Raw genomic sequence first — 24,234 nt, forward strand, 5'->3', positions numbered from 1 at the left:
CCGCGAGCGACGTGGACACCCAGGCCACTCCGGACGCGACCACCGATGTGTTCTTCAACACGACGACTCCTGAGGCCTCCAATCTCACCACGAGCTACCTCGGCTCCGCCACCTCCATTGCCAGCCTGACCTTCACCAGCTCCGCCACAGGTGCTGTGACCATCGGCAACAACGGCAGCGACGCCAACACCCTGACCATCGGCGCGGGCGGCATCACCCACAGCAGCGGCGCAGGAACCAGCACCCTCGGCATGAGCGTCATTCTCGGTGCTTCACAAACTTGGACCAACAGCAGCAGCAATGCTCTTGTGGTCAATGGCTCGACCATCACGGGAGCAGACATGAACCTCACCGTCGCCGGCACAGGAGACACCACCATCACCGCTGCGGTGCAGACAGGAACCGGCGGTGTGATCAAACAGGACTCCGGCAAACTGCTGCTCACCGCGACCAATACTTACTCGGGAGACACGCAGGTCACTGGTGGCAGCCTGCAGGTTGGCTCAGGCGGCAGCGGTTCGGCAGCCTCCTCCGCCATCACTGTCTCGGGCACGGGCACCACCTCCACCGTCTCCGGGGTCTCCGGCGCGCCGGTCGCCGCCGCCGTCGTCTCGGCAAACGAGCTCGCTGCTCCCACGCTTTCTGGCACCGGCACAGTCGGAGCGGTCACCCTGGGCAGTCTCTCGAACGTAGGCGTCCTCCGTCCGGGGGATGCTGCCGGTGGCACTCCCGGCCAGCTCACCCTCACCGGTGCGCTCACCGTCAACTCAGGTTCGCAGATCCAGTTTGAAGTCACCTCCAGCAGCCATAATGCCCAGGCCCTGGACTCTGGCTGGACCTCGGACGTGACGGCCGCCGATTACCTCGGCATTCATGCCATGGCAGGAGTCGGCAGCACACCTGATTCCATCTACACCCAGTGGAACACCGTCAGCGGCACCTACAGCTCCCTCAGTCTGGCAGGACAGACCTTGAGCCTCGGAGCCAGCGCCGGTGGCACTCCGACAGTTCTGGTGCAGACTGCAGACGCCTCCGGAATGGCGTTTGGAGATGTCTTCAAGCTGATGGACTGGGCCTCGGTGAGCTCCGGTACGGCGGGCAGCATCGGCACTCCAGCCGGCGGCTCCGCCTTCGACACCGCCAGCGACCTGGTCCTTCCCGAACTCGGCTCCGGCCTCTTCTGGGATACCTCCGCCTTTGCCACCTACGGCATCATCGTCATCGTCCCAGAGCCCGGCCGCATGGTGCTCCTGCTCTTTGGGCTGGCCGCCCTCTTCCTGCGCCGCCGCAGGCCTCAGGCAGGACCCATGGCATGAAAAGAAGTGCGCAGGAGTCGGTGACGAGCCACGTTATCAGATTCATGCGCAAACCCCGATCCGCCCCCGTCCTCCTCATCGCCCTGGCATTGCTCGGCTGCGTCGTCTGGGCGGTGGAGCAAGACACGCAAGGCGGGCGGCCGACCCAGTTTGGCGTCAAGGATGGCAGCGTGCCGGAAGATCCGCGAGACACCCGCAGGGGCCAGGAAGAGGGCTACCCCACCTGGCCGGTGAGCAAGGAGCTGCCGAATGACACCTTCACCTTTGCCCGCGTGCGCTACAACTCCATGAGCCGTGGCGGGCGTGGCTGGGGGCGCTCCAACCGCAAATGGGCCACCGATTATCCGGACTCGGACATGAACATGTCCTACCGCCTGCAGCAGCTCACCTCCCTGCAGGTGAACCCCAACGGCGCTGTGGTGGACATCCACCCCGAGCAGATCCGCCATTTTCCCTTTCTCTACATGATCGAGGTGGGAGACATCGACCTCACTGACGAAGAGGCCAAAACCCTGCGCGAGTACATGCTCAACGGCGGCTTCATCATGGTGGACGACTTCTGGGGCACGCGCGAGTGGGACAACTTTGAGGTGGCCCTCAAGCAGATCTGGCCGGACCGCAAGATCGAGGAGATCCCGCTGGAGCATGAGATCTTCCACATGGTCTTCCCCCTCAAGGTAAAGCCGCAGATCCCGCACATTCGCTTTGCCGAGTATGTGATCAACCAGGGCATCACCTATGAGTTCGACAAGCCCGGCTCCGAGCACGTGCACTACCGCGGCTACTTCGACGACAAGCGCCGCCTCATGATGGTCATCTGCTGGAACACCGACACCGGCGAAGGCTGGGAGCAGGAAGGCACGGACCCGTGGTACTTCAAAGAGTTCTCCGAGAAGTATGCGTACCCGCTGGGCATCAACATCATCTTTTATTCGCTGACGCACTGATGGGGCGCATGATCTCAGCATGAACCCGCCTGACGCCACCCTGCCGAGCCTCGCAGTGCGGAGGTTTTCATTCACGGGCGTCAGCAAGCTGGCACGCACGCCGTGCTTCACGCTGTTTTTGCTGGAGCAGGGCAGCGGCATGGTGCGTGTGGACTACGCCGTGCACGATTTTGCAGCCCCGGTGCTGCTCTGCCTGAACCCCTACCAGCGTGTGTCATTCGTGACGAAGCGTGCGGCATCCGGCTGGATGCTGCAGTTTCACGCCAACTTTTTCTGCATCGAGACGCATCACCACGCCGTGGGCTGCAATGGAGTGCTCTTCAACGAAGTGTATGACGTGCCGCTGGTGAGGCTGGATGCCGGGCTGCTGCTCCAGTTTGGCCGGCTGATGGAAGAGATGGACCATGAGCTGCGGCAGCAGGCGGTGGCCCACCAGGAGGTGCTCCTCTCCTGTCTCAAGATTCTGCTCATCAAAGCCACCCGCCTGAAGCTTGAGCAGCAGGGCTCTGACGGACTGGCGGCCACCCGGCGGCCTGAAGCGCTGCGCCGTTTCAGGGAATTGCTGGAGACCCGCTACCAGACTCTGCACAGTCCGTCTGAATACGCGCGGCTGCTGGGCATTTCACCCAAGACACTGGCCCGGCTCTCCAAAACCCACTTTCACAAGACTCTGGCCGAGATCATCCGTGACCGGGTGATGAAGCATGCCAAGTGGCAGCTTTTGCATACCCTCAAGCCCGTCAAGGAAGTCGCCTATGAGGTGGGCTTTGATGATGAGTTCTATTTCAGCCGGCTCTTCAAGCGCGCTTTTGGCTGCTCTCCGGCTGTCTTCCGTGAGCAGGAGACGCTGAGCCGGGGCGGTGCCAATTTGTCCATGTGATCGGGCTGTTCGTCCATTCCGGGCCAGCGGCGCGCATGATAGCTTGCCGGATGAACACTCTCACAGACAAAGCATTCACTCTCGCCGCAAACAGCCGTGGCCTTGGCTTTTCGCTCACCCGTTTTGGCCTCATTGTCGTTCTGGTCTGGATCGGGGCCCTCAAGATCTACAAGTATGAAGCGGACGGCATCGTGCCATTCGTGGCCAACAGCCCGGTCATGAGCTTTTTCTACAAGCATCCCGCTCCGGAGTACACCAAGCATATGAACCCTGAGGGCGCACTGGTGCCGGCCAACCGCGCCTGGCATGAGGCGAACCACACCTACACCTTTGCGCTGGGGCTCGGTGCGGTGATCGTGCTCTATGGACTCATGATCGCCCTGAATCCCTGGCTGCCGCAGGTCGCAGCGGTCGGCAGCGCCCTCGTCGTCATCATGTCGCTCACAACCCTGTCCTTTTTGGTGACGACCCCCGAAAGCTGGGTGCCCAATCTGGGCAATACAGAGCATGGCTTTCCGCTCTTGAGCGGCAGAGGCCGGCTGGTGGTGAAGGACTTCATCATGCTCGGTGCCGCCTGGGTTACGATGGCTGATTCTGCCGCCACCTATTTGCGCAAAAGAGAGCGTTGAGGTCCGCACTCCTGAGTCCATGGCGCAATGCCGCCCATTTGGAGTGCGGTCGCGGAGCGAGGAACGAGCGCAGCTACCGCTTTCGCAGGCCGGACGGGTGGCGCATGGCACATCTCCTCCGAGCATAGGGCCGTTTGGGACGCCCGCTGACTCCTTGATTCTACGTGTGCCAGCAGACGCCCGAAAGAGGTAGCTCCGATGCAGGCGTAGGCGTCGCGCCACCCACACAGCAAAAAGGCCAAGGCGGTGATGCCTTGGCCTTCTTGTTAGCTTTTGACTCTTTGACTGCTGACTGCCGCCTTACGCAGCCGCGCCTTCGAGCTGCGCTTCGGTCTTCTTCTTCTCGCGCTGGCGCACGTTGCTGTCGAGGATGCGCTTGCGGATGCGGATGCTCTTGGGCGTACACTCGGCGAGTTCATCGGGGGCGATGTACTCGATGGCGCGCTCCAGGCTGAAGCGGATCGGCGGGGTGAGCTGGATGCCCTTGTCGTTGCCGGCGGCGCGGAAGTTGGTGAGCTGCTTGCTGCGTGTGGGGTTCACGGGCAGATCGTCGGCGCGTGGGTTTTCGCCGATGATCATGCCGTCATACACCTGCTCGCCTGCGCCGATGAAGAGCTTGCCGCGCACCTGAATGGTGTCGAGGGCGTAGCTGGTGGCTTCGCCTGCTTCGGTGCTCACCAGCGTGCCGGTGCTGCGGGTCTGCATGGGTCCGGCGTGCGGGGCGTATTCGCGGAAGAGGTGGCTGTGAATGCCGTGACCGCTGGTCAGGTTCATCAGTTCAAACTCAAAGCCAATGAGGCCGCGAGTCGGCACATAGGCCTGCAGGCTGGTGCGGCCGTTGTGCGCGCTCATGTCTTCGATCTTGCCTTTACGCTCGGAGATGGATTTCATCACGCCGCCGAGGTAGTCGTCCGGCACGTCCACGTACAGGGTTTCAAAGGGCTCGACGAGTTCGTCGTTCACGCGCTTCATGATGACCATGGGGCGGGAGACGAGGACCTCAAAGCCTTCGCGGCGCATCTGCTCCACCAGCACGGCGATCTGCATGGCGCCACGGGCGCTCACGTCAAAGATACCGGCGGTGTCCGTGTCCTTCACGCTGATGGTCACGTTCATCTTCTGCTCGCGGTCCAGGCGGTCGCGGATCTTGCGGGAGGTCACGTGCTCGCCTTCGCGTCCGGCCAGCGGGCCGTCATTCACGGCGAACTGCATGACGATGGTCGGCGGGTCGATGGCCACGAAGGGCAGGGCCACGGCGTCTGCGCTGCCGGCCACGGTCTGGCCGATGTCCACGTCTTCAAAGCCGGAGATGCCGACGATGTCGCCAGCGATGCCTTCCACGGAGTCGCTGGTGGTCAGGGTGGTGTACTGGAAGACCTTCGTCACTTTCACCGGGATGGCTTTTTCTTCCGGGGTCTTGCCCAGGAGGAAGACCTTGTCTCCCAGCTTCACGCTGCCACGGGTCACCTTGCCGATGGCCACACGGCCCACGAAGTTGTCCCAGTCGATGTTGGAGACGAGCATCTCGAAGCAGCCTTCCACTTCCGCCTTCGGAGCGGGGATGTGCTCCACGATCTTGCCCAGGAGGAAGGTCATGTCGTGCTGCTCGCCAGTGGGGGAGTCGGTGACCCAGCCTGCGCGGGCGCTGCCGTAAACGAAGGCGGCATTGAACTGCTCTTCAGTGGCGTCCAGCTCCAGGAAGAGCTCCAGCACCTTGTCGTGCACCTTCTGGGGCTCGATGTGCGGGCGGTCCATCTTGTTGATGAGCACGATGGGCTTGATGCCCTGCTCCAGCGCCTTCTTCAAAACGAAGCGCGTCTGCGCCTGCGGCCCTTCATAGGCGTCCACCACGAGCATCACGCCGTCCACCATCTTCATCACACGCTCCACTTCACCACCGAAGTCGGCATGGCCGGGGGTGTCCACGATGTTGATGATGTAGTCGTTCCAGTGAACGGAGGTGTTCTTGGCCTTGATGGTGATGCCCTTCTCGCGCTCCAGATCCATGGAGTCCATGGCGCGTTCTGCGATGGCTTGGTTCTCGCGGAAATTGCCACTGGCGCGCAGCAGGCCGTCGACGAGCGTGGTTTTGCCGTGGTCGACGTGAGCGATGATGGCGATATTGCGAATTTTGTCAGGGGTCATGGGGCAGTTTGAGGGGAAGGGGGCCGCGAGAGTAGCAGCGTCTGGGCCATAGGCAACCACTTCGCTGCACCCGTTTTGGGGCATGGAGCGGAAGCCGGTGGCTGTCCGGGGCCGGGGAAGCAGGCCCTCCCAGGCGGCAAAGTGACATGATGTACAGGTGCGCCAGCCCAAATGTCTTTTGTGTGACGATTCTGTTTCCAATTCATTCAAAATCATTGGTTTATGAAACGTTATCTTCACCGTGAAGTGTTGGTCTGGCGGTGATGGATCTGCTTATGAGGCCGGACCCCCATGCCCCCTCTTTTTGCTCAAGCGGCCGTCGCACGCCGCCTGGCGGTCCCGTTCCGCCGCAGTGCGTCTTCTTTGCTGTCCCCTCGTGCTGCGCTGTGCAGCGTGGCCCTTTTGCTGGCCCAGCAGGCCCCCGCCCAGTCCGTCTGGTCCGGCGGTACGGGCAGCTGGAATGACACCGCCAAATGGTCTGGCGCCACCGTGCCTGCCAGTGACACCGCCACCTCCCTCGTCTTCGGCGGCTCCACCAGCTACACGAGCACGAACAACATCAGCAACTTCACGCTGAACCAGCTCCTCTTTAATAACACCGCAGGTACCATCACCCTTGCGGGCTCTCCCACCACCAATGCGCTGGACTTCACAAATGCCAGCTCAGACCACGCCATGCTATCCGTCATCACGCTTACGGGCCCTGGCAGCGCCACCATCACAGCGCCCGTGATCTGGGATGGGGAAACGACCGTGACCAATGCCGGCTCCGGCACGCTGACCTTCAGCACCGGCGCGCAGACTTTTGCCAACGGCACCAAGCAGACCTTCATCAACAGCGGCACCGGCACCCTGACCCTGGGCGACGGCCCGGCCTACTCCAACGCCGGCACCAACACCGGCGTGGTGATCAACCTGATCAACAACTCCACGGTCGGCAAGTTCATCAACATCGCCGACATGGGCGGGATGACGAACACCACGATCAACGTCAGCGGCACGGGCACAGTGCGCTTCAGCGGCAGCGCCGGGGACTTGTTTGGAAATTCGACCACGCTGAACGTGGCCAGCGGCGCCACCTTTGACTTTGGCGCCAATCCTGAAACGATGGGTGCGATCTCGGGCGGCGGCACCATCCTGGAGACAGCGGCGGGAATCACCGTCACCTCTGCAGGGTACTATGTGTTCTCGGGCAAGCTCTCCGGCACAGACAGCTTGTCCTTCCTCGTGGTGTCGGGCGCGTCGCACACGCTGGTGATGTCCGGCTCGGCGAGCGACTACGTGGGCACCACCACCATCGCGGCCGGCCGCCTCATTGTCTCTGCCAATGCGCCCAGCGGCAGTGCCGGTGCGCTGGGAAATGCCACCTCGGACGTACTGGTGGGAAATACCAGCGGCTCAGGCCTGGCCCGTTTGCTCATCGACACCGCAGGCGTCACCATCGGGCGAAACATCCGCCTGCAGTCCGGCAACACTGGCGTGATGATGGTGGGCGGGCTCAATGCCTCCGGCACGGTGACCTACGCAGGCAATGTCATTTTGGGCACAGACAGCGGCGCGGCCAAGGGCATAACCCTGAGCTCCGTGAGCGGCGGCACCGTGGAGTTTACCGGCGGGCTGCTGCAGGCCGTTGGAGCCACGGGAAGCGGGGACACCGTGACCCTCGTCGGCGGCGGCACGGTGGCCTTTCGCGGAAGCAACACCTACATGGGCGCGACCACCGTCAGCGGCGGCACCTTGCTGCTGGACTACAGCCTGAACAATGCCGCCAAGCTCAGCGCCTCCTCTGCGCTCATCCTCAATGGCGGCTCTCTCAGTCTCACAGGCAGCAGCGACTCGGGGTCATCCGAAACCGTGGCCGGACTCACGCTGGGAAACAGCTCCGGCGTGCTCGGTGGTGCAGCCCGCATCACCGTGACGAGCGGGAGCAGTCAGAACATCACGCTGGTGCTCAACGGCATCACCCGCAACACCGGTGCCACCGTGAATTTCAATCCGGTCGGCATCGGCTCCGGAGTCGCGGGCATCACCACCGCCACAGCCAACAACACCAGCGTGAGCACTGGCAACAGTGCCATGAACATTCTCGGCGCATACGCCACCTACCAGCTCAATGACTGGGCGGTGAATGACGGCTTTGGCAACGTCTCCGCCCTCTCGGCGGGGAGCTACACCACCGGCTTTGGCAGCGGCCAGCACACCAGCCTGAGCGCCACCACCACCACCCTGGGGGCCGGAGGGGCCACCACCAACACGCTGCGCCTCACCGGCACCTCGGCCATCGCCTTTGCCGCAGCCGCAGACACGCTGACGCTGGAGAGCGGCGGCCTCCTCGTGTCCTCCACGGCTGGGGCCACCAGCATCGGTGCCACGAGCAGGCGCGGCGTGCTCGCCACCTCCACAGGGGAGCTCATCATCCACCAGCAGAGCGCTTCCACACTCAGCATTCATGCCGTCATCAGCGGCACCAACCTCGTCAAATCCGGCGATGGCGCGCTCGTGCTCACCGCCACCAACACCTACACCGGGAATACCATCGTCAATGGCGGCTCCCTTTCCGTCACCGCCAGTGCAAACCTCGGCACCGGCACCACGGGGCTGACGCTGAATGGCGCCACGCTCATCCTGGCCAGCGGCACGTTGGGCACGATCGGCAATGACGCTCTCGCTCCCGGTCACGTCATCACCATCGGCTCTGCGGGGGCCACCTTTAATTTCTCCGTAGTGCAGGCAGTGCAGGGGAATGGGCTGACCGGCACCGGCACGCTGACCCTCTCAGGCACCGGCGGCATCGCGGTGGGCACCAGCGTCAGCACCTTCAGCGGAGACATCGTGATCAACAACGGCGTGCTGCGCATGAACAGCCAGCAGTTTACCAGCGTGCCCAGCATCACCGTGAACAGCGGTGGCACCTATGAGGTGAATGACGACGCCACAGACACCTTCGGGGCCAATGCCGCCAACGGCCGCCTCATCATCAACGGCAACGGCTTTGGCGGTAACGGAGCCATCCGTCTCACCGACCAGACGCCGGGCTCCGCCTTTGTGGACCCCAAGACCACCATCATCAACGAGGTGGCGCTGCAGAGCACCTCACGCATTCAGGTGGAAAACGGCACCGCCATCGGCAGCCTCTCCCAGATGATCATCACCGGGAGTGTGACCGGCCCCGGCGGGCTCGACAAAACCGGCAACGGCGTGCTGACCCTGACCTCGCGAGACAACACCTACGCAGGCAGCACCCTCGTGGAAAATGGCACGCTGCGCATCGACCTGGGCAATGACCGCCTGCCCACCGGCACCACGGTCACGCTCGGCACCGGCACCACCTCCGGTGTGCTGCAGCTCAGCGGCTTCTCCCAGAGCCTCGCCGGACTCATCACCGCAGGCACCGGCACGGCCAATGCCGTCATCGGCGGCAGCCTCACCTCCACCAGCCTGCTGGAAGTGAGCGTCTCCTCCGGCACGCAGACCTACGGCGGCAGCCTCGGCTCAGGGAGCGGCACGGGAGCTCCCAACAACACCGGCGCAAACAACAACGTGGGCTTCATCAAGGACGGCGCGGGCACCTTTGTGCTGGCCGGGGCGGGCACCTACACCGGAGCCACCACCGTGAACCAGGGGACCCTCATGCTGGGAAATACCAGGGCGCTGGGCGGCGGCGGAGCCTCCCTGGCGGCGGGCGCAGGCGGCACCACGGTAAATGCCGGTGCAACGCTGGACCTCAACGGTCAGACGGAGGTGCAGGAGGTCATCACGCTGAATGGCACGGGCGTGGGCGGCGACGGTGCCCTGGTGAATAATAGTGGCACGGCGGCCAGCATCGGCAGCGGTGTGGCCTCGCTGAGCTTCACCGGCGTGAGCACCGCCGGCTGGTCGGCTGCGGCCGCTGTGGCGGTCGATCCCTCATCCGGTGGCTCCTCCGCCAGCGCCACGGCCCAGCTCGGGCTCGGCACCGGCAGCCTCACGCTGACCAGCGGCGGCTCCGGCTACGGACTGGCACCCACAGTCACCGTAACGGGTGGCACGGGGGCGGTTGTCATCGCTTCGGTGGGGGTGACCAGCGCCTCATACACCGTCACATCCAATACCACGACCTACTCGGTGGCTCCCACGGTCACCCTTTCCAACGGGGCCACAGGGGTCGCAAATCTGGACGCCAACGGCAAGGTGGTGAGCATCACGGTCACGAGTGCGGGCAGCAATTTCACCGGAACACCGACCGCCAAATTCACCGGTGGCACGGTGCTGGTGCTCGGGAAGGACCCCACGGTGGCGGGCAACAACTCCAACTACACCGTGGTAGGTCTTACCATTGTGAATCCGGGCACCGGCTTCACCTCCACGCCTGCGGTCACCATTGCCGGCGGCACCGGGGCGGCTGCCACGGCGGTGGGAAACGACGGAGCCTTTGTGCTCAACGGCGTCACGCTGGAAGCCAGTGGCGGCGGTTATTCCGGCGCGCCAGCTGTCAGCCTCAGCGGCGGCACCGGCAGCGCCACGGCCAATCTCACCAGCGTGAACCTGGCCTCTGACTCCAGCGTGGGTGGCAGCGGAGATCTGACCATCAATGCCGTCGTCTCCGGCAGCGGGGCTCTGACCAAGGTGGGCGCAGGCACCGCCACCCTGACCGGCAGCAACACCTACACCGGCACCACCACCGTGAGCGCGGGCACCCTGCAGGTCGGAGTCAGCGGCTTTGGCCAGAGCGGCTCAGGCGCGCTCACCGTCAACGGAGCCACCGCCGTGCTGGCGGGCACGGGCAGCATCACTGGCAGCACCACCGTGGTCTCCGGCGTCATCAGACCCGGCGACAGCGGCGGCGCGGCCACGGGCACACTGTACACCCACAGCCTGGCCTTCACTCCGGCCGCCAGCAGCGCCGTGGCCGAGCTGCAGATCACCGGCTCCAGCGCCGGGACAGACCTCGCCGCCGACCGGATCAGCATCACCGGCACGCTCACGCTCAGCAGCTTGAGCAACCTCATGGTGGACGGCACCGGCTACACTGCCGCCGTTGGCGACACCTTCACCCTGCTGGACTGGAGCGGCGTCGTGAGCCTCAACGGCTTCAGCACCGGCACCAACCTCCGCACCGGAGCCAACGCCGACGGCAATGAAGGCAACCTCGACCTCCCCGACATCACCGGCACGGGCCTCTGGCAGATCAGCAGCATGCTCGACGCCGGCGCTCTGACGCTCGTCGTCGTGGCCGTGCCCGAGCCCACACGCGGCCTGCTGCTGCTCTGCGCAGCGCTGGGCATGGTGCTGCGGCGCAGGCGGAAGTGAGGGCTGAAAGCCGCTGTGCTGCCGCCTTTTTCATCCGCCGGCACATTTATATTGACGGCCAGATAATTCGTATGCGCACAAAAATACCGCGACCTGCTGCAAAGCGAGTAGCACGCAAATAAAGTCGCGTGCAGTATCGTCCCATGGGCAAAGAATTCAGCATCACACCACAGACCGTCCCTTACGTCGAAACCAAGCACCGCCGCATCTGCACGCCATTGCCGCATCCGGACTCTGTGCCCACTTTGGAAAAACTGCGTCACTTTGAGCCCCAGTCCATGCGCGGCATGCCCCCCATCGTGTGGGACAAGGCCCTGGACATCCACATCTTCGACAAGTACGGCAACAAGTGGCTCGACTGGAGCAGCGGTGTGCTCGTGACCAATGCCGGCCACGCCGCTCCGGAAATCTGCAAGGCCATGGTCGACCAGATCAACAGCGGCCTCATCCACAACTACGTCTTCCCCAGCGAGGAGCGCGCCGAAGCCGCCGAACTCATCGCCTCCGTTTCCCCGGAAGGCTTGAAAAAAGTCTTCCTCCTCAGCACCGGCAGTGAAGCCACCGAGTGCGCCATCAAGCTCAGCCGCAGCCACGGTATCAAGGTTGGCGGAAAAGAGAAGATTGGCATCATCGGCTTCACCCGTGGCTTCCACGGCCGCACCCTCGCCAGCCAGCAGGCCGGCGGCATGGCCGGGCAGAAGGCCTGGATCGTCAATGAAGATCCCGCCATTCTCAATGCGCCCTTCCCGGACGGCTACTGGACCGAAGACACCAGCTTTGACACCTTCCTCAAAACCATCGCCGACAAAGGCCTCACCGGAGCCAACATCGCCGGCGTCATCATCGAGAGCTATCAGGGCGTCGGCCCCGACTTTGCCCCCGTGGAGTATATTCAGAAACTCCGCGCCTGGTGCGATGAACACAAGGTCGTCCTCACCTTTGACGAAGTGCAGGCCGGCTTTGGCCGCACCGGCAAATTCTGGGCCTTCGAGCACTACGGCGTCACACCAGACATCATCTGCTGCGGCAAAGGCATCAGCAGCGGCATGCCTCTCAGCGCCGTCATCGGTCGCGTGGAGATCATGGATCAGTTCCCCCCTGGCAGCATGACCAGCACGCACACAGGCAATCCCGTCTGCTGCGCCGCCGCAGTGGCCAACATCAAGAAGTTGCTCGACGAAGACCTCACCGGCAACGCCGCCCGCCTCGGTCCCATCTTGCACGAGCGCTGCAAGGCCATCCAGAACCGCCACCCGCACGTCGTTGGAAACGTCACCTGCGCAGGCCTCGTCGCCGGATTGCAGATTGTTCTTCCCGGCAAAAAGGAGCCGAACCACGATCTCGCCCACCGCATCATCGAGCTCTGCTACCAGCGCGGCCTGCTCCTCTTCGCCCCCGTCGGCGCCTGGGGCCAGACCGTCAAGATCTGCCCCCCCCTCACCGTCACCGAAGAAGCCCTCATCGAAGCCTGCGACGTCCTCGACAGCGCCGTGGATGACGCTGTCGCCGGGAAGTAGGGAAGGGAAGTCATCGCTGCGAGCTGCGCCACGGGTCATGCCGGGCGCAGCTTTTTGCTGGGAACGCCGATGCCCTCATCTCTTTCGGGCGAATGTCCATTTCGGGCGAATGTCCATTCGCACCCGATGCTACTAAGACCGCCAGCCAACACGTCACCCCCGCACCACACCCACGCGGTTAAACTTCGCCAGCCCCAGCGCCTTCATCTCCGCTGGCGTGTAGCTTTCAGCGCCCACGAGTTTCTCTCTCAGCCGCTCCCGCAGCGCTTCCATCAACTCACGTCCATTTTGCATCCAGGTGTAGTAAAGGCACAGCGGCACGTAGCGCCCGCTGCCAAAGCGGAGGAACAAGGTGTTCGCCCGCGTCATGGAAATGAACCCATGCGTGCCACGGCTCTGCGGTGCAAACCGCATGATGCGGAACCACCAGGGCGTGTGGGCTGGCAGGCCAAACACTGCGGATTCAATCTCCTCCAGCGGGATCACTGTCGCATACGCCCCTCGCCCGATGCGCAGTGTGGAGTCTGTGAGCTCAAAGTGCGGCTTCCGCCGGTCGATGTTCAGCGCAAAAAAGGTGAGGAGCGCCGTCGTGATGGCCCAGCCGCCGAGCAGTTGAGCGCCGGTGGGCTTGAAGCCCAGCAGGCCGCCAAGGCCGAGGAGGATCATCGCATTGAAGATGAAACCCGCCACCGGCATGACCAGCAGGTAGCTCAGCCAGTAGGTCGGCTTCGGGTGCGCAAGGATGGACTCGGCTGGCATGGAAAAAGCTGTCTTTGCCCATGACATCAGCTTTGAGACCGGGATGCAAGAGCCAAGCCCGCCACCCCGTAATTTCACCACATGACACGCCGCCTCCATTCACGCCTCGCCCTCGTGCTGTTGACTGCCTCGCCCGCCTGGGCGGTGGCCGCGCCCGTGATGTTTGAAAAAGACGTGCGCCCCATTCTCAAAACGCACTGCTTCCACTGCCACGGTGAAGACGGCGAAATGAAGGGCGGGCTGGATGTGCGCCTGGCGCGCTTCATCCTCAAAGGCGGCAAGGACGGCCCCGTGATCGTCCCCGGCAAAGTGGCCGAGAGCCACCTCATCGACCTCGTCAAAAAAGGCGAGATGCCCAAGGGCAAAACCAAGCTCGCAGACAAGGACATCGCCACCCTCGAAGCCTGGGTGGCCCAAGGGGCCAAAACCGCCCGCCCCGAGCCCGAAAAGCTCGGCCCGGAGCACGCCTTCACCGATGAAGAGCGCGCCTGGTGGTCGCTGCAGCCCATTCACGCCGTGAAGCCCCCGGTGGAGAAAAAAGGCGCCACCAGCATTGATGCCTTCATCGCCGCCAAGCTTGAAGAAAAAGGGCTGTCCTTTTCACCTGAGGCCGATCCCGTCACCTTCATCCGCCGTGCCAGCTTTGACCTCATCGGCCTGCCACCCACACCTGCGGAGGTGGATGAATTCGTCGCCGCTTACATCAAAAATCCGCAGCTCAGCATCGAGCATCTGGTGGACCGCCTGCTGGCCTCCCCGCACTATGGCGAGCGCTGGGGCCGTCACTGGCTGGATGCCGCTGGCTATGCCGACAGCGAGGGCTTTGGCGAGCGCGATCTGGAGCGCCCCTGGGCCTGGAAGTACCGCGACTACGTCATCAATGCCTTCAACAAGGACAAGCCCTTCGATCAGTTCGTGCGCGAGCAGCTCGCCGGAGATGAAATGGTGCCGCAGCCGTACAAGGACCTCTCGCCGGACGCCATCGAAAAACTCGCCGCCACCGGCTTCCTGCGCATGTCTCCCAACGGCACCGGAGAGAAAAACGACGCCGCCACACAGAATGCCAACATCGCCGACACGCTCAAAATGGTGGGCACCTCGCTCTATGGTCTGACCATCGGCTGCGCGCAGTGCCATGATCACCGCTACGATCCCATCTCTCAGGCGGACTACTACCGCCTGCGCGCTGTGTTTGAGCCCGGTTTTGACACCAAGGCCTGGCGCGGCCCCGGCAGCCGCCTCGTCTCGCTGCTGACGGAAAAGGAAATCGCCGAATCCGCCAAGATCGAAATCGAGGCCAAGAAGCTCGACGCCGCACGCACGGCCAAGGCCGAGGAATTCATCACCGAAGTGCTGGAAAAGGAACTCCTCAAAGCCCCCGAGGCCGACCGCGCCGCCCTGCGCACCGCCTACCGCACCGAGGTCAAGAAACGCACCGCAGATCAGACCAAGCTCCTCAAAGCCTGGCCTCGCGTGAACCAGCTCAGCTCCGGCTCCCTCTACCTCTACGACACCACCTACAAGACCAAGCACGCGGATACACTGAAGAAGATGGCCGCAGAAGCCGCCGACGTGCGCGCCACCAAGCCGAAGCAGGAGTTTCTCCATGCCTTCACCGAGCTGCCCAAGAAGCCTGAGGCCGTGCCCGCCACCTACATCTTCAACCGCGGCCAGTTTGACCAGCCCAAGGAGCAGGTGAAGCCCAGCGACCTCACCGTGCTCGCCGCCTTCCGCAAGATCGAGATCCCCGAGAAAAACGCCGCGCTGCCCACCACCGGCCGCCGTCTCGCCCTCGCCAATGAACTCACCGACGGCAAGCACCCCCTCGTGGCCCGCGTCATGGTGAACCGCGTGTGGATGCACCACTTTGGCAAAGGCATCGTGACCAGTGCCGGGGACTTTGGCCAGCTCGGCACCAAGCCCACGCACCCCGAGCTGCTCGACTGGCTGGCCACCGACTTCATGGCACGTGGCTGGAGTCTGAAACAGCTGCACCGCCAGATCATGACCTCCCGCACCTACCGCCAGGCCTCCACCAGGGATGCCACGCGCGACCGCATCGACCCCGACAATTCCTACCTCAGTCGCATGAGCGTCCGCCGTCTGGAGGCCGAGATCCTGCGCGACAGCCTGCTCGCCGTCAGCGGCAAGCTCAATCCCCAGGTGGGCGGCGCTCCCGTGCCCGTCATGTTCAATGAAGAGGGGCAGGTGGTCATCGGCATCGACACCACGGACACCGCAGGCCGTCCCTCCGGCAAAGTCATCCCGCTCAATGGTGATGAATTCCGTCGCAGCATCTACGTGCAGGCCCGGCGCTCCCGCCCGCTGGAGATGTTTGCCACCTTTGACGCCCCCATCATGGAGCCCAGCTGCGATGCCCGCACCGTCACCACCGTAAGCCCGCAGAGCCTCCTGCTCATGAACAGCACCACCATGCGCGTGCATGCCCAGCAGTTCGCCCAGCGCGTGCAGAGCGAAGGCGGCAAAGACACCGCCGATCAGGTGCGTTACGCCTTCAGGCTCGTCAGCGGCAGGTCGCCCTCGGAGTCCGATGTGCAGCAGAGCGTCGAGTTTGTGCAGGCGCAGACGGAGTTCTACAAGGCGAACCCGACGCCGCTCGAGGTCCAGCTGGGCGCACCGTCCAAGACCCCCGGAGACCCCGCCTTCCTCGGCCTCACCGCCCTCTGCCACGCCCTCCTCAGCTCCAATGCGCTGCTGTATGTGGACTAGACGGCGCGGTGCCTCCCCACGCGAGAACACGCGCCGTGTTTTCAGCGTGGTTCATCTCGCGTCTGAGTCGAAACGAGGTAAGCCCAAGACCTATAAAACATAGGCGCCCTCAACGGCTCTGTGATTCCCGCGCCGTGGGGGAAGGGGGATGTCACGCAAGGTTGACCGGCCTCCGATTTCCCAACGTGCTCAGGAACGGAGGCGAACTTCCGCATGCAGGCCAGGAGATGCCGGCACAGCGTATCGTGGGAGTGTGCAGCCAGCCAAATTCGTCGCAAAACCATTCGTCAATCTGCATTCCTTCTACATGATTGACGCATGGCTCAGGCAATCATGAACCCCGAGGAGGTCCGGCGCTTTGCGCAGGAGCTGAAGCGCTTCAACACAGAAATGCAGCAGCGCTCCGCCTCCCTGCAGAGCCGCTTCACCGCCTTGGGCGAGACCTGGCAGGACGCCGAGCACGAAAAATTCGCCGCCGAGTTCAACACCACCATGAAGGCCATCAAGCGCTTCATGGAGATGTCCGAGCAGCACACCCCCTTCCTCCTCCGCAAGGCCCAGCGCATCGAGGAGTACCTCAGCCAGCGCTAATCCAGGAACCAGGCCCCAGGAACCAAGAACACCCGCCCCATGGCTGACCAGGCGCGCATCTCCAACCTCGACTCCATCGAGGCCTTTCGTGCTGCCCTCATCATCTTCATCAGCAAGACTCAGCAGGTGCTTGACTCCGTGCAGGACTCTGTGAAAAAGACGCGTGGCTGGGTGCAGACAGAGCAGCCGGCCTACTGGCAGCAGCAGATCCGCATGCGGCAGAAGAAGCTCGACCAGGCGCAGCAGGAGCTCATGAGCGCTCGCATGTCCGAGTTTGTGGACAACCCCGCCGCTCAGCAGATGGCGGTGCGCAAGGCCCGCGCCGCACTCGAGGAGGCACAGGCCAAGGCGGAGCGCACCAAGGCCTGGGGCCGGGACTTTGACCGCACCGTCGATCCCCTGGCGCGCAAAACGGACTCCCTGCGTGACTACCTTGAAACAGATCTCGCCAAAGCCGTGGCCTATCTCGTCGAAATTCAGAAAATTCTTCAGGCCTACAACGAAACTCCCGCCCCTCCAGCGAGTTCCGACTCCTGACCGACTGCCCTCATGAATCTCATCCAAAACGCCCGCGAGCTTTCCGAGCACTGGCATGCCACCAAGGTGCACTGGCGCGATGCCAAGGCGCTGGAGTTTGAAAAGACGTATCTGGAGCCGCTGCCCGGCCTCGTCACCAAGACCGGCGCCATGATCAACGAACTCGAAAACCTGCTCCGAAAGATCCGCAAAGACTGTGAACAGCTCCCCTGACCTTCGCTCCTCTCGCATTGCCTCCCTGCACACTTCGCTGCGTGAAACCGTGGGTGATTTCTCCACGCGCAGCGAGCAGATCTCCCGTGAGACCCGCTCCAAACGCTACACCTCAGAGCAGGCCCATCTCCAGCAGCTGGAGGCCTTTGACGCGCAGCACGCCGCCACCGTCAGTGAAATGGCGGCCCAGTGGGACGAGTACGTGAAAACCATCCACGCACGCCATGCGGTGCGCCGGACTTCCTTCAAACGCTACGAAGACCGCATCAAGCGCGATCTCCAGGCCATGGTGCAGAAAGAGCGCGAGCGCTGGCTCGGCAGGCAGCAGATGCGCCGTGTGCATGCAGACGCCATCCGCAAGCGCGGCCTCCAGCAGCTCGAGCACAGCGCCGACGCCCTGCTTGTGCGCCTGACCGCGGCGAAAGAGCGCCTGCTCGCGGTGCTCAAAGCCACCGGCGAACGCCTCGGCCGCAAGACCGCCCCCGCACCCAACACCAGCCTCACCCTGGCGGACATCCCCGCCCGCATCGCCGACATCGAGGGCCATGCGCAGGGCCTCGAAGAGCAGCTCGCCTCCGGCAAGAGCTCCGGCATGTTCAAGATGTTCTCCAAACCCCGCGTGGACTTGCTGGAGCTCAGCGCCGCCGTGCTGGACTATGAAACCTGCCTGCAGGAGCTCCATGCCGCCAAAGACGCCGCCGCAGCCCAGCTCCAGGCCGAATTTGAACACACGGACGCCCTCGTCACCGCCGACTGGAACCGCACGGAGGAAGTGGCGGAAAAATATCGGCTGGCCATGCTGCGCAGGCTTGCCACGCAGATCCCCGCCTGCCTCGCGCGCAACGAGCGCCTGCTCGTCCGCAATGTGCAGCGCTTTGAGGTGCAGAAGGCCGCCGCCCTCGCCCAGGTCAGCGCCCCGCTGCTGCATGAGCGCCAGCAGATTTGCGAACAGCACGAGGCCACCATGCACAGCATGCAGGCCACCGCCCAGCAGCGCTGGTACAAACTGCAGGCCGAGTGGAACGAAAAAATCCCCCCGCTGCTCGCCACCGTGGATGAGGTCACGCAGGCCCCCACCGCGCAGCTGCAGCCTTGGAGCGCCACATATCAGCCGCACGAGGCCTTTCCCTCCGCCGTTCGCCTCGGGGAGCTCACGCTCGATCTCAGCCCTCAGGCCGCCTTCTTCGCCAAGGAGACGCCCTTTGACCTGCGCAGCCACGAGCGCATCTCCCTGCCGCTCGCCCTTGCCTTCCCGCAGGAGGGCTCCCTGCTCATCGAAACCGATGACGATGGCGGCAAATGGGTGGCTGATGTGATGAACAACGCCATATTCCGTCTGTTCTCCCAGGCACCTCCGGGCAAGGTGCACTTCACCATCATCGACGCCGTCGGCCTCGGGCAGAACTTTGCCGGACTCATGCATCTGGCAGACTACGAGCCCGCCCTCATCAACCGCCGCATCTGGACGCAGCGCGACCAGATCGAAGAGCGCCTCGCCGAGCTCAATGAGCACGTGGAGAAGGTCATCCAGATGTACCTGCGCAATGAGTACGCGACCATCACCGAGTACAACGAGCAGGCCGGCAGCGTGGCTGAGAAATACCATTTCCTGGTCATCGCCGGACTGCCCGCCGCTTTCAGCGAGGCGTCCATGGCGCGGCTCAAGAGCATCGTCATGAGCGGTGCGCGCTGCGGCGTGTTTGTGCTCATCCACTGGGACCGCCGCCAGCCGCTGCCAGAGGGGCTCAGCCCTGAGGACCTGCGCAAAAACTGCCTGCGCATTGTGCGGGAGCGGGGTGTTGTCAGCTTCAATGGCATCCGCACCCTGGAGCTGGATGCGCCGCCGCCAGACGCCGTCGCAGCAGAGCTCGCGCATCAGATCGGCCAGGCCAGCATCGACTCCAACCGTGTGCAGGTGCCCTTCAGCGTCGTCACTCCCAAGGAGCTCTGGTCGGAAAGCACCACCAATGAACTCCGCATCGCCATCGGCCGCACCGGTGCGACCAAGCTGCAGTACCTTGCCATCGGCAAAGGCACGCGCCAGCACGCCTTGCTCGCAGGTAAAACGGGTTCCGGCAAGTCCACGCTGCTGCACATCATCATCACCAATCTCGCGCTGACCTGCAGCCCGGACGAGGTCGAGTTCTACCTCATCGATTTCAAGAAGGGCGTGGAGTTTAAATGCTACGCCGACGCCAAGCTGCCGCACGCCAAGGTCATCGCCATTGAGAGCGACCGCGAATTCGCCCTCAGCGTTCTCCAGCGCATCGATGAAGAACTTCGCCGCCGTGGCGAGCTCTTCCGCAAAGCCGGCGCGCAGGATCTCGCCGGGTACAAGCGTGTCCCAGGCACCGAGCCCATGCCGCGCACCATGCTCATCATTGATGAGTTTCAGGAATACTTCACCGAAGATGACGCCGTCGCCCAAGGCGCTGCGTTGCTGCTGGACCGCATCGTGCGTCAGGGCCGCGCCTTCGGCATCCACGTCTTCCTTGGCTCCCAGACGCTCGGCGGTGCCTACACGCTGGCCCGCACCACGCTCGGGCAGATGGTCATCCGAATCGCCCTTCAGTGCAACGAGGCCGACGCCGCCCTCATCATGGACGACAGCAACACCGCGCCGCGTCTGCTCTCGCGCCCTGGTGAAGGCATCTACAATGACGCCGCCGGTGCCGTGGAAGGGAACAGCCCCTTTCAGGTTGTCTGGCTCACCGACGAAGAGCGGGATGCCAGCCTCGTCAAAGTCACCCAGATTTCCCAGGAGCGTGGCTTCAGCCGCAAGCGCCCCATCATCTTCGAAGGCAACATGCCCGCCGACGTGCGCGACAACGCCCTGCTCTCCGCCGCTTTGGAAAATCCACCCGCCAAGGCGCCTGCGGACCCCAAATGCTGGCTTGGCATGCCCAATGCCATCAAAGGCCCCACCGAAGCCATGTTCCCGCGTCAGAGCGGCCGCCACCTGCTGCTCGTCGGCCAGAACGACGAAGCCGTCGCCGCCATCATCGGCCTCGGCATGCTCGCGCTCGCCGCGCAGCATCCGCGCTCCGCTCAGCCGAAGTTCTACCTCATTCACGGCGCGCTCGCCGGCACCCCCGACTGCGTGTTCCTCGAAAGCATCGCCCAGGGCCGTGCGCAGATTTCGCAGGGGCATGAGGCTCCCGAATTTATCGCGGAGATCCACGCCGAAATGAAGCGCCGCAGCGATGAAGGCAGTGCAGGGGATCCGCCCATCTACCTCTTCATCCATGGCCTGCAAAAGTTCCGCAAGCTGCGCTACGAGGAGGACTTCTCCTTTGGCGGAGACGACACGCCCAAGCCCGGCAACCAGCTCAACGAGATCATCTCCGAAGGCCCGCCGCTCGGCATCCACCTCATCACCAGCCTCGACACCCTCAACAACGTCAACCGCTCCCTCAGCCGCAAAGCCGTCAGCGAGCTCGGCATGCGCGTGCTCTTCCAGATGAGTGCCAACGACTCCGCCAGCCTCATCGACTCACCCAAGGCCAGTACCCTCGGCCTCCACCGCGCTCTCTTCTACAGCGAACACGAGTCACGCCTCGAAACCTTCCGCCCCTTCGCCCTGCCGGACGGCGGCTGGATCGCGGACGCGCTGAATGCGCTGGCGGCAGGCTGATCCCTCACTCAATCTCCTTCTCAAACGCCAGAAGCGCCTCCCGCAGCTTGGCGATCTCTTCCGTCACTTCCGCGAGCAGCCTGCCCGCCTGCAGGAGGTTGCCCCTGCGTGCGCACTGGGTGAGGGCGCACACGGCGTTGTAGGCCGGGGTGGCGGCGTAGTTGCCCACCAGACCCTGGAGGGAATGCGCGGCGTGGTGCAGCGCCTCGGCGTCCAGCTCATGCAGCGCCAGGCAGGCGTTGCCGAGCATGGGCTGCGACTCTTCGAAAAACAGCCGGATCAGCTCCAGCATCAGCGGGCCGTCGCCGATGTTGTCGGCAAACGCCTCCGCGTCAAACACCGGAGCCTCGCGACCGCAGCTGCTGGGCAGGGGATCGGCTGTTTCGTCATGGCTGCGGCTGGCGTATTTTTCCAGCAGCGGGTAGAGCTGCGCGGAGTGGATGGGCTTGGCGATGTAGTCGTCCATGCCGGCGGCCAGGCACTGCTCGCGGTCGCCTTTCATGGCATTCGCCGTCATCGCGATGATCGGGATGTGACCTCCGGTGCGCGCTTCGTTCTCGCGGATGGCCTGCGTGGCCTCCAGCCCGTTCATCTCGGGCATCTGGATGTCCATGAGGATGGCGTCAAAGGTCTGGCTGGCCAGCAGCTCCAAAGCCTCGCGCCCGTTGCCGGCCAGTGTGACGTGGTGGCCGCGGTCCTCCAGCATCTTGATGGCGATGATCTGGTTCACCCGCCCGTCTTCGGCTAGCAGCAGCTTCATCGGCGCCGCGCTTTGCTGTCCTGCCGTGTCATGCACGAGGCCGGTTTTCTCATCGGCCACCAGGCAGCCCATCACACGGCTGATGGTGTCGAGCAGATCCGAGTGCTTCACAGGCTTGGTCAAGCAGCGCTCATACACCAGGTCTTTGTCGCCGATCTGCGCGGTCAGATTGCCGCCGGAGGAGAGGATCAGGATCTTCGGTGCGGTGTCGCCGAGCCGTTGCCTCGCCTGGCGGCAGACCTCCGCGCCGTCCATCTCCGGCATCATGAGGTCCAGCAGCATCAGCGGCACGGGCCTGCCATCCGCCTGCGCTTTTTCCAGGATGTCCAGAGCCTCCGCTCCGCTGGTGGCCAGCACCGGCTGCAGCTCCCAGCTCCTGAGCATCTCTTCGAGGATCGTGCGGTTCGTCGCGTTGTCATCCACCACTAGCACCTGGTGGTCGCGCAGCTTTTCGGGTAGCAGTCGTGTGGCGTGCGGTTTTTGCGGGGCCAGCTCAAACTGCGCCGTGAAATGAAAGGTGCTGCCCCTGCCAGGCTCGCTTTCCAGCCACATGCGTCCCTCCATCAGCTCTGCGAGCTGCCTGGAGATGCTGAGGCCCAGCCCCGTGCCGCCAAAGCGGCGCGTCGTGCTGCTCTCCGCCTGCGTGAAGGATTCAAACACATGGGCCTGCTTCTCCTTGGCGATGCCGATGCCCGTGTCAGACACCTTCACATGCAGGGTCACCTGCGTCTCCGTCCGGCTCTCCAAGCGCAGCTCCACCACCACCTCTCCCCGGGGGGTGAACTTGATGGCATTTCCTACCAGATTTAAAATGATCTGTCTCAGGCGGCCGATGTCGCCGATCAGGCAGTCCGGCACGTCGGGCTTCACCAGGTAGGCCAGCTCGATCTCCTTTTCCGCAGAGCGGATCGCCAGTGTCTGCAGGGTGTCGCCAATGGAGTCGCGCAGGTCAAACTCATGCTTTTCCAGGTCCATCTTGCCCGCTTCGATCTTGGAGAAATCCAGGATGTCATTGAGCACCGTCATCAGCGAGTCCGCAGACTGCCGCACGAGGTTCAGGTACCCGCGCTGGTCTGGGGTCATGCGGGTGTTCAGCAGCAGCTCGGTCATGCCCAGCACGCCGTTCATGGGGGTGCGGATCTCGTGGCTCATGTTGGCCAGGAAGGTGCTCTTGGCCTGGTTGGCGGCCTCGGCTGCCGCGCGCGCCATGCGCAGGTCGTCCTCGGCCTGGATGCGCAGGGTGATGTTGCGCGCCGCCGCGTAGATCGCCGTCTTGTCGGCATTCGGCGCGGCTGTCCACTCGATCCAGAGATAGCAGCCGTCCTTGTGCAGGTAGCGGTTGACGAAATTGACGAGATTCAGCCCGGCCTCCAGCTGGCCCATGGCGTCCACCGTCTTGGGCCGGTCCTCCGGGTGTACAAAATGGAGGAAGGGCCTGCTGAGCATCTCCTTCACCGTGTAGCCCAGCGTGTTGTAAAAGGCGGGGTTGATGCGCTTGAAGTACCCGTCCATGCCCGCGATGCAGAGCATGTCCAGCGCCACCTGAAAGAAGGGGCCCAGCCCGCTGCTGGCCTCCTCCGCCTCGCGTTTTGCCCGTACGAGTTCGTCTTCCACACGCTCGCGCATAGCCAGCTGCTGCACCAGCTCCTGCTTCGTCTGCTGCAGTTCGGCCATGGACTGCTCCAGCAGCGCCTTCTGCGATGCCAGTGCAGCGTTGGCCTTGTAAAGAGCCTCCTCAGTTTCCTTCAGCGCTGTGATGTCCTTCGAAATGCCGCAGGTGCCGATGATGCCGCCATCCGCATCGCGCAGCGGGATCTTCGTCACCAGCGCCCAGCCGGTGCGTCCGTCCAGCAGCCGCTTTTTCTCCTCCTTGCCGGTGATGGATCTGCCCCGCCGCATCAGCTCCAGCTCATCCTCCATGGCCGCCTGCGCCAGCGAGTGCTCAAAGTAGTCGAAGTCCGTCTTGCCGATCACTTCTGCCGGATCAGCGGCCCCCAGATACTCGGCCTCAGAGCGGCTCACCAGCACAAACGCCCCCTGCCTGTCCTTGAAGTAAATGCGGTCGGGAATGTAATCCAGCAGGCAGCTCAGCAGCTTGTAGTGCTCTTCAATGCTCGACAAACTCGGCGCACAGACAGCCGCAGTGGCTCTGTCCGCCGGTGCATGGGCTGGCTGGGCGACGTCAGGCATTGATTACTTATTAAGCGTCCTTGGCAAAATTGGCAAAATAAAGTACTCATGAGCTTTAGCTCATTCTGGAAGCCTGAGACCTATTCCAGAATCCAGA

At 63.6% G+C, this 24,234-nt stretch carries 14 protein-coding genes (1 of these 14 running past the window's edge); 11 read left to right on the plus strand and 3 right to left on the minus strand.

Annotated features, from left to right (window positions below; all coding sequences use genetic code 11):
- The 4 genes in view from ACFQDI_RS18185 to ACFQDI_RS18200 are tightly spaced (at most 50 nt apart) and all read left to right on the plus strand, a layout consistent with a single transcriptional unit that may run on beyond the window.
- Nucleotides 1-1,316: the end of an autotransporter-associated beta strand repeat-containing protein gene (locus ACFQDI_RS18185; protein WP_377169428.1), read on the plus strand. Its footprint begins 25,996 nt before the window's first position; 1,316 of the gene's 27,312 nt are visible here — the last part of the coding sequence; its start codon lies off the left edge, out of view; the stop codon is at nt 1,314-1,316.
- A 44-nt stretch (nt 1,317-1,360) separates the two neighbouring features.
- Entirely contained in the window at nt 1,361-2,263 is a 903-nt protein-coding gene (locus tag ACFQDI_RS18190) for a DUF4159 domain-containing protein (RefSeq protein WP_377169430.1), read from the plus strand.
- Between the two features lie 19 nt (nt 2,264-2,282).
- Nucleotides 2,283-3,143: a helix-turn-helix transcriptional regulator gene (locus tag ACFQDI_RS18195; RefSeq protein ID WP_377169432.1), complete on the plus strand. Its 861-nt coding sequence runs from the start codon at nt 2,283-2,285 to the stop codon at nt 3,141-3,143.
- A 50-nt stretch (nt 3,144-3,193) separates the two neighbouring features.
- A complete protein-coding gene (locus ACFQDI_RS18200) occupies nt 3,194-3,772 on the plus strand; it encodes a DUF417 family protein (RefSeq protein ID WP_377169434.1) in 579 nt (192 codons plus the stop codon).
- 300 nt (nt 3,773-4,072) lie between these two features.
- Here the strand turns inward: ACFQDI_RS18200 and typA are convergent, their stop codons facing one another.
- Nucleotides 4,073-5,917 (minus strand): translational GTPase TypA, encoded by a 1,845-nt coding sequence (typA, locus tag ACFQDI_RS18205; protein ID WP_377169436.1) that lies wholly within the window; start codon nt 5,915-5,917, stop codon nt 4,073-4,075.
- A 291-nt stretch (nt 5,918-6,208) separates the two neighbouring features.
- Between typA and ACFQDI_RS18210 the strand changes: the two genes are divergently transcribed.
- The gene (locus ACFQDI_RS18210) at nt 6,209-11,206 is read left to right on the plus strand and encodes a beta strand repeat-containing protein (RefSeq protein WP_377169438.1); all 4,998 of its coding nucleotides are present in this window, start codon (nt 6,209-6,211) and stop codon (nt 11,204-11,206) included.
- Between the two features lie 143 nt (nt 11,207-11,349).
- Nucleotides 11,350-12,723: an aspartate aminotransferase family protein gene (locus tag ACFQDI_RS18215; protein WP_377169440.1), complete on the plus strand. Its 1,374-nt coding sequence runs from the start codon at nt 11,350-11,352 to the stop codon at nt 12,721-12,723.
- 153 nt (nt 12,724-12,876) lie between these two features.
- Here ACFQDI_RS18215 and ACFQDI_RS18220 read toward each other — a convergent pair whose 3' ends face one another.
- Nucleotides 12,877-13,482, minus strand: coding sequence for a hypothetical protein (locus tag ACFQDI_RS18220; protein ID WP_377169442.1), 606 nt, complete (start codon nt 13,480-13,482; stop codon nt 12,877-12,879).
- Nucleotides 13,483-13,563: 81 nt separating this feature from the next.
- Here ACFQDI_RS18220 and ACFQDI_RS18225 point away from each other — a divergent pair, with 81 nt between their 5' ends.
- The 5 genes from ACFQDI_RS18225 (at nt 13,564) to ACFQDI_RS18245 (ending at nt 21,187) form a co-directional block, all read left to right on the plus strand.
- Complete coding sequence (locus tag ACFQDI_RS18225; protein ID WP_377169444.1) at nt 13,564-16,212, plus strand: PSD1 and planctomycete cytochrome C domain-containing protein; 2,649 nt, start codon at nt 13,564-13,566, stop codon at nt 16,210-16,212.
- 318 nt (nt 16,213-16,530) lie between these two features.
- The gene (locus tag ACFQDI_RS18230; RefSeq protein ID WP_377169446.1) at nt 16,531-16,803 is read left to right on the plus strand and encodes a WXG100 family type VII secretion target; all 273 of its coding nucleotides are present in this window, start codon (nt 16,531-16,533) and stop codon (nt 16,801-16,803) included.
- 39 nt (nt 16,804-16,842) lie between these two features.
- Nucleotides 16,843-17,340 (plus strand): hypothetical protein, encoded by a 498-nt coding sequence (locus ACFQDI_RS18235; RefSeq protein ID WP_377169448.1) that lies wholly within the window; start codon nt 16,843-16,845, stop codon nt 17,338-17,340.
- Between the two features lie 12 nt (nt 17,341-17,352).
- A complete protein-coding gene (locus ACFQDI_RS18240) occupies nt 17,353-17,553 on the plus strand; it encodes a hypothetical protein (protein WP_377169450.1) in 201 nt (66 codons plus the stop codon).
- Nucleotides 17,537-21,187 carry an FtsK/SpoIIIE domain-containing protein gene (locus ACFQDI_RS18245; protein WP_377169452.1) on the plus strand — a complete coding sequence of 1,217 codons (3,651 nt, stop codon included), beginning with the start codon at nt 17,537-17,539 and terminating at the stop codon, nt 21,185-21,187. The genes ACFQDI_RS18240 and ACFQDI_RS18245 overlap by 17 nt, the downstream gene beginning before the upstream one ends.
- Nucleotides 21,188-21,191: 4 nt before the next feature.
- Here ACFQDI_RS18245 and ACFQDI_RS18250 read toward each other — a convergent pair whose 3' ends face one another.
- Nucleotides 21,192-24,137 carry a hybrid sensor histidine kinase/response regulator gene (locus ACFQDI_RS18250; protein WP_377169454.1) on the minus strand — a complete coding sequence of 982 codons (2,946 nt, stop codon included), beginning with the start codon at nt 24,135-24,137 and terminating at the stop codon, nt 21,192-21,194.
- Nucleotides 24,138-24,234 lie beyond the last annotated feature (97 nt).

The sequence above is a fragment of the Prosthecobacter fluviatilis genome, assembly GCF_042655725.1.
Lineage (GTDB): Bacteria > Verrucomicrobiota > Verrucomicrobiia > Verrucomicrobiales > Verrucomicrobiaceae > Prosthecobacter > Prosthecobacter fluviatilis.

Excerpts from the sequence above, each read along its gene's own strand:
- ACFQDI_RS18190 (WP_377169430.1), top strand. The coding sequence starts at position 1,361 with ATGCGCAAACCCCGATCCGCCCCCGTCCTCCTCATCGCCCTGGCATTG.
- ACFQDI_RS18195 (WP_377169432.1), top strand. The coding sequence starts at position 2,283 with ATGAACCCGCCTGACGCCACCCTGCCGAGCCTCGCAGTGCGGAGGTTT.
- ACFQDI_RS18200 (WP_377169434.1), top strand. The coding sequence starts at position 3,194 with ATGAACACTCTCACAGACAAAGCATTCACTCTCGCCGCAAACAGCCGT.
- typA (WP_377169436.1), bottom strand. The coding sequence starts at position 5,917 with ATGACCCCTGACAAAATTCGCAATATCGCCATCATCGCTCACGTCGAC.
- ACFQDI_RS18210 (WP_377169438.1), top strand. The coding sequence starts at position 6,209 with ATGCCCCCTCTTTTTGCTCAAGCGGCCGTCGCACGCCGCCTGGCGGTC.
- ACFQDI_RS18215 (WP_377169440.1), top strand. The coding sequence starts at position 11,350 with ATGGGCAAAGAATTCAGCATCACACCACAGACCGTCCCTTACGTCGAA.
- ACFQDI_RS18220 (WP_377169442.1), bottom strand. The coding sequence starts at position 13,482 with ATGCCAGCCGAGTCCATCCTTGCGCACCCGAAGCCGACCTACTGGCTG.
- ACFQDI_RS18225 (WP_377169444.1), top strand. The coding sequence starts at position 13,564 with ATGACACGCCGCCTCCATTCACGCCTCGCCCTCGTGCTGTTGACTGCC.
- ACFQDI_RS18230 (WP_377169446.1), top strand. The coding sequence starts at position 16,531 with ATGGCTCAGGCAATCATGAACCCCGAGGAGGTCCGGCGCTTTGCGCAG.
- ACFQDI_RS18235 (WP_377169448.1), top strand. The coding sequence starts at position 16,843 with ATGGCTGACCAGGCGCGCATCTCCAACCTCGACTCCATCGAGGCCTTT.
- ACFQDI_RS18240 (WP_377169450.1), top strand. The coding sequence starts at position 17,353 with ATGAATCTCATCCAAAACGCCCGCGAGCTTTCCGAGCACTGGCATGCC.
- ACFQDI_RS18250 (WP_377169454.1), bottom strand. The coding sequence starts at position 24,137 with ATGCCTGACGTCGCCCAGCCAGCCCATGCACCGGCGGACAGAGCCACT.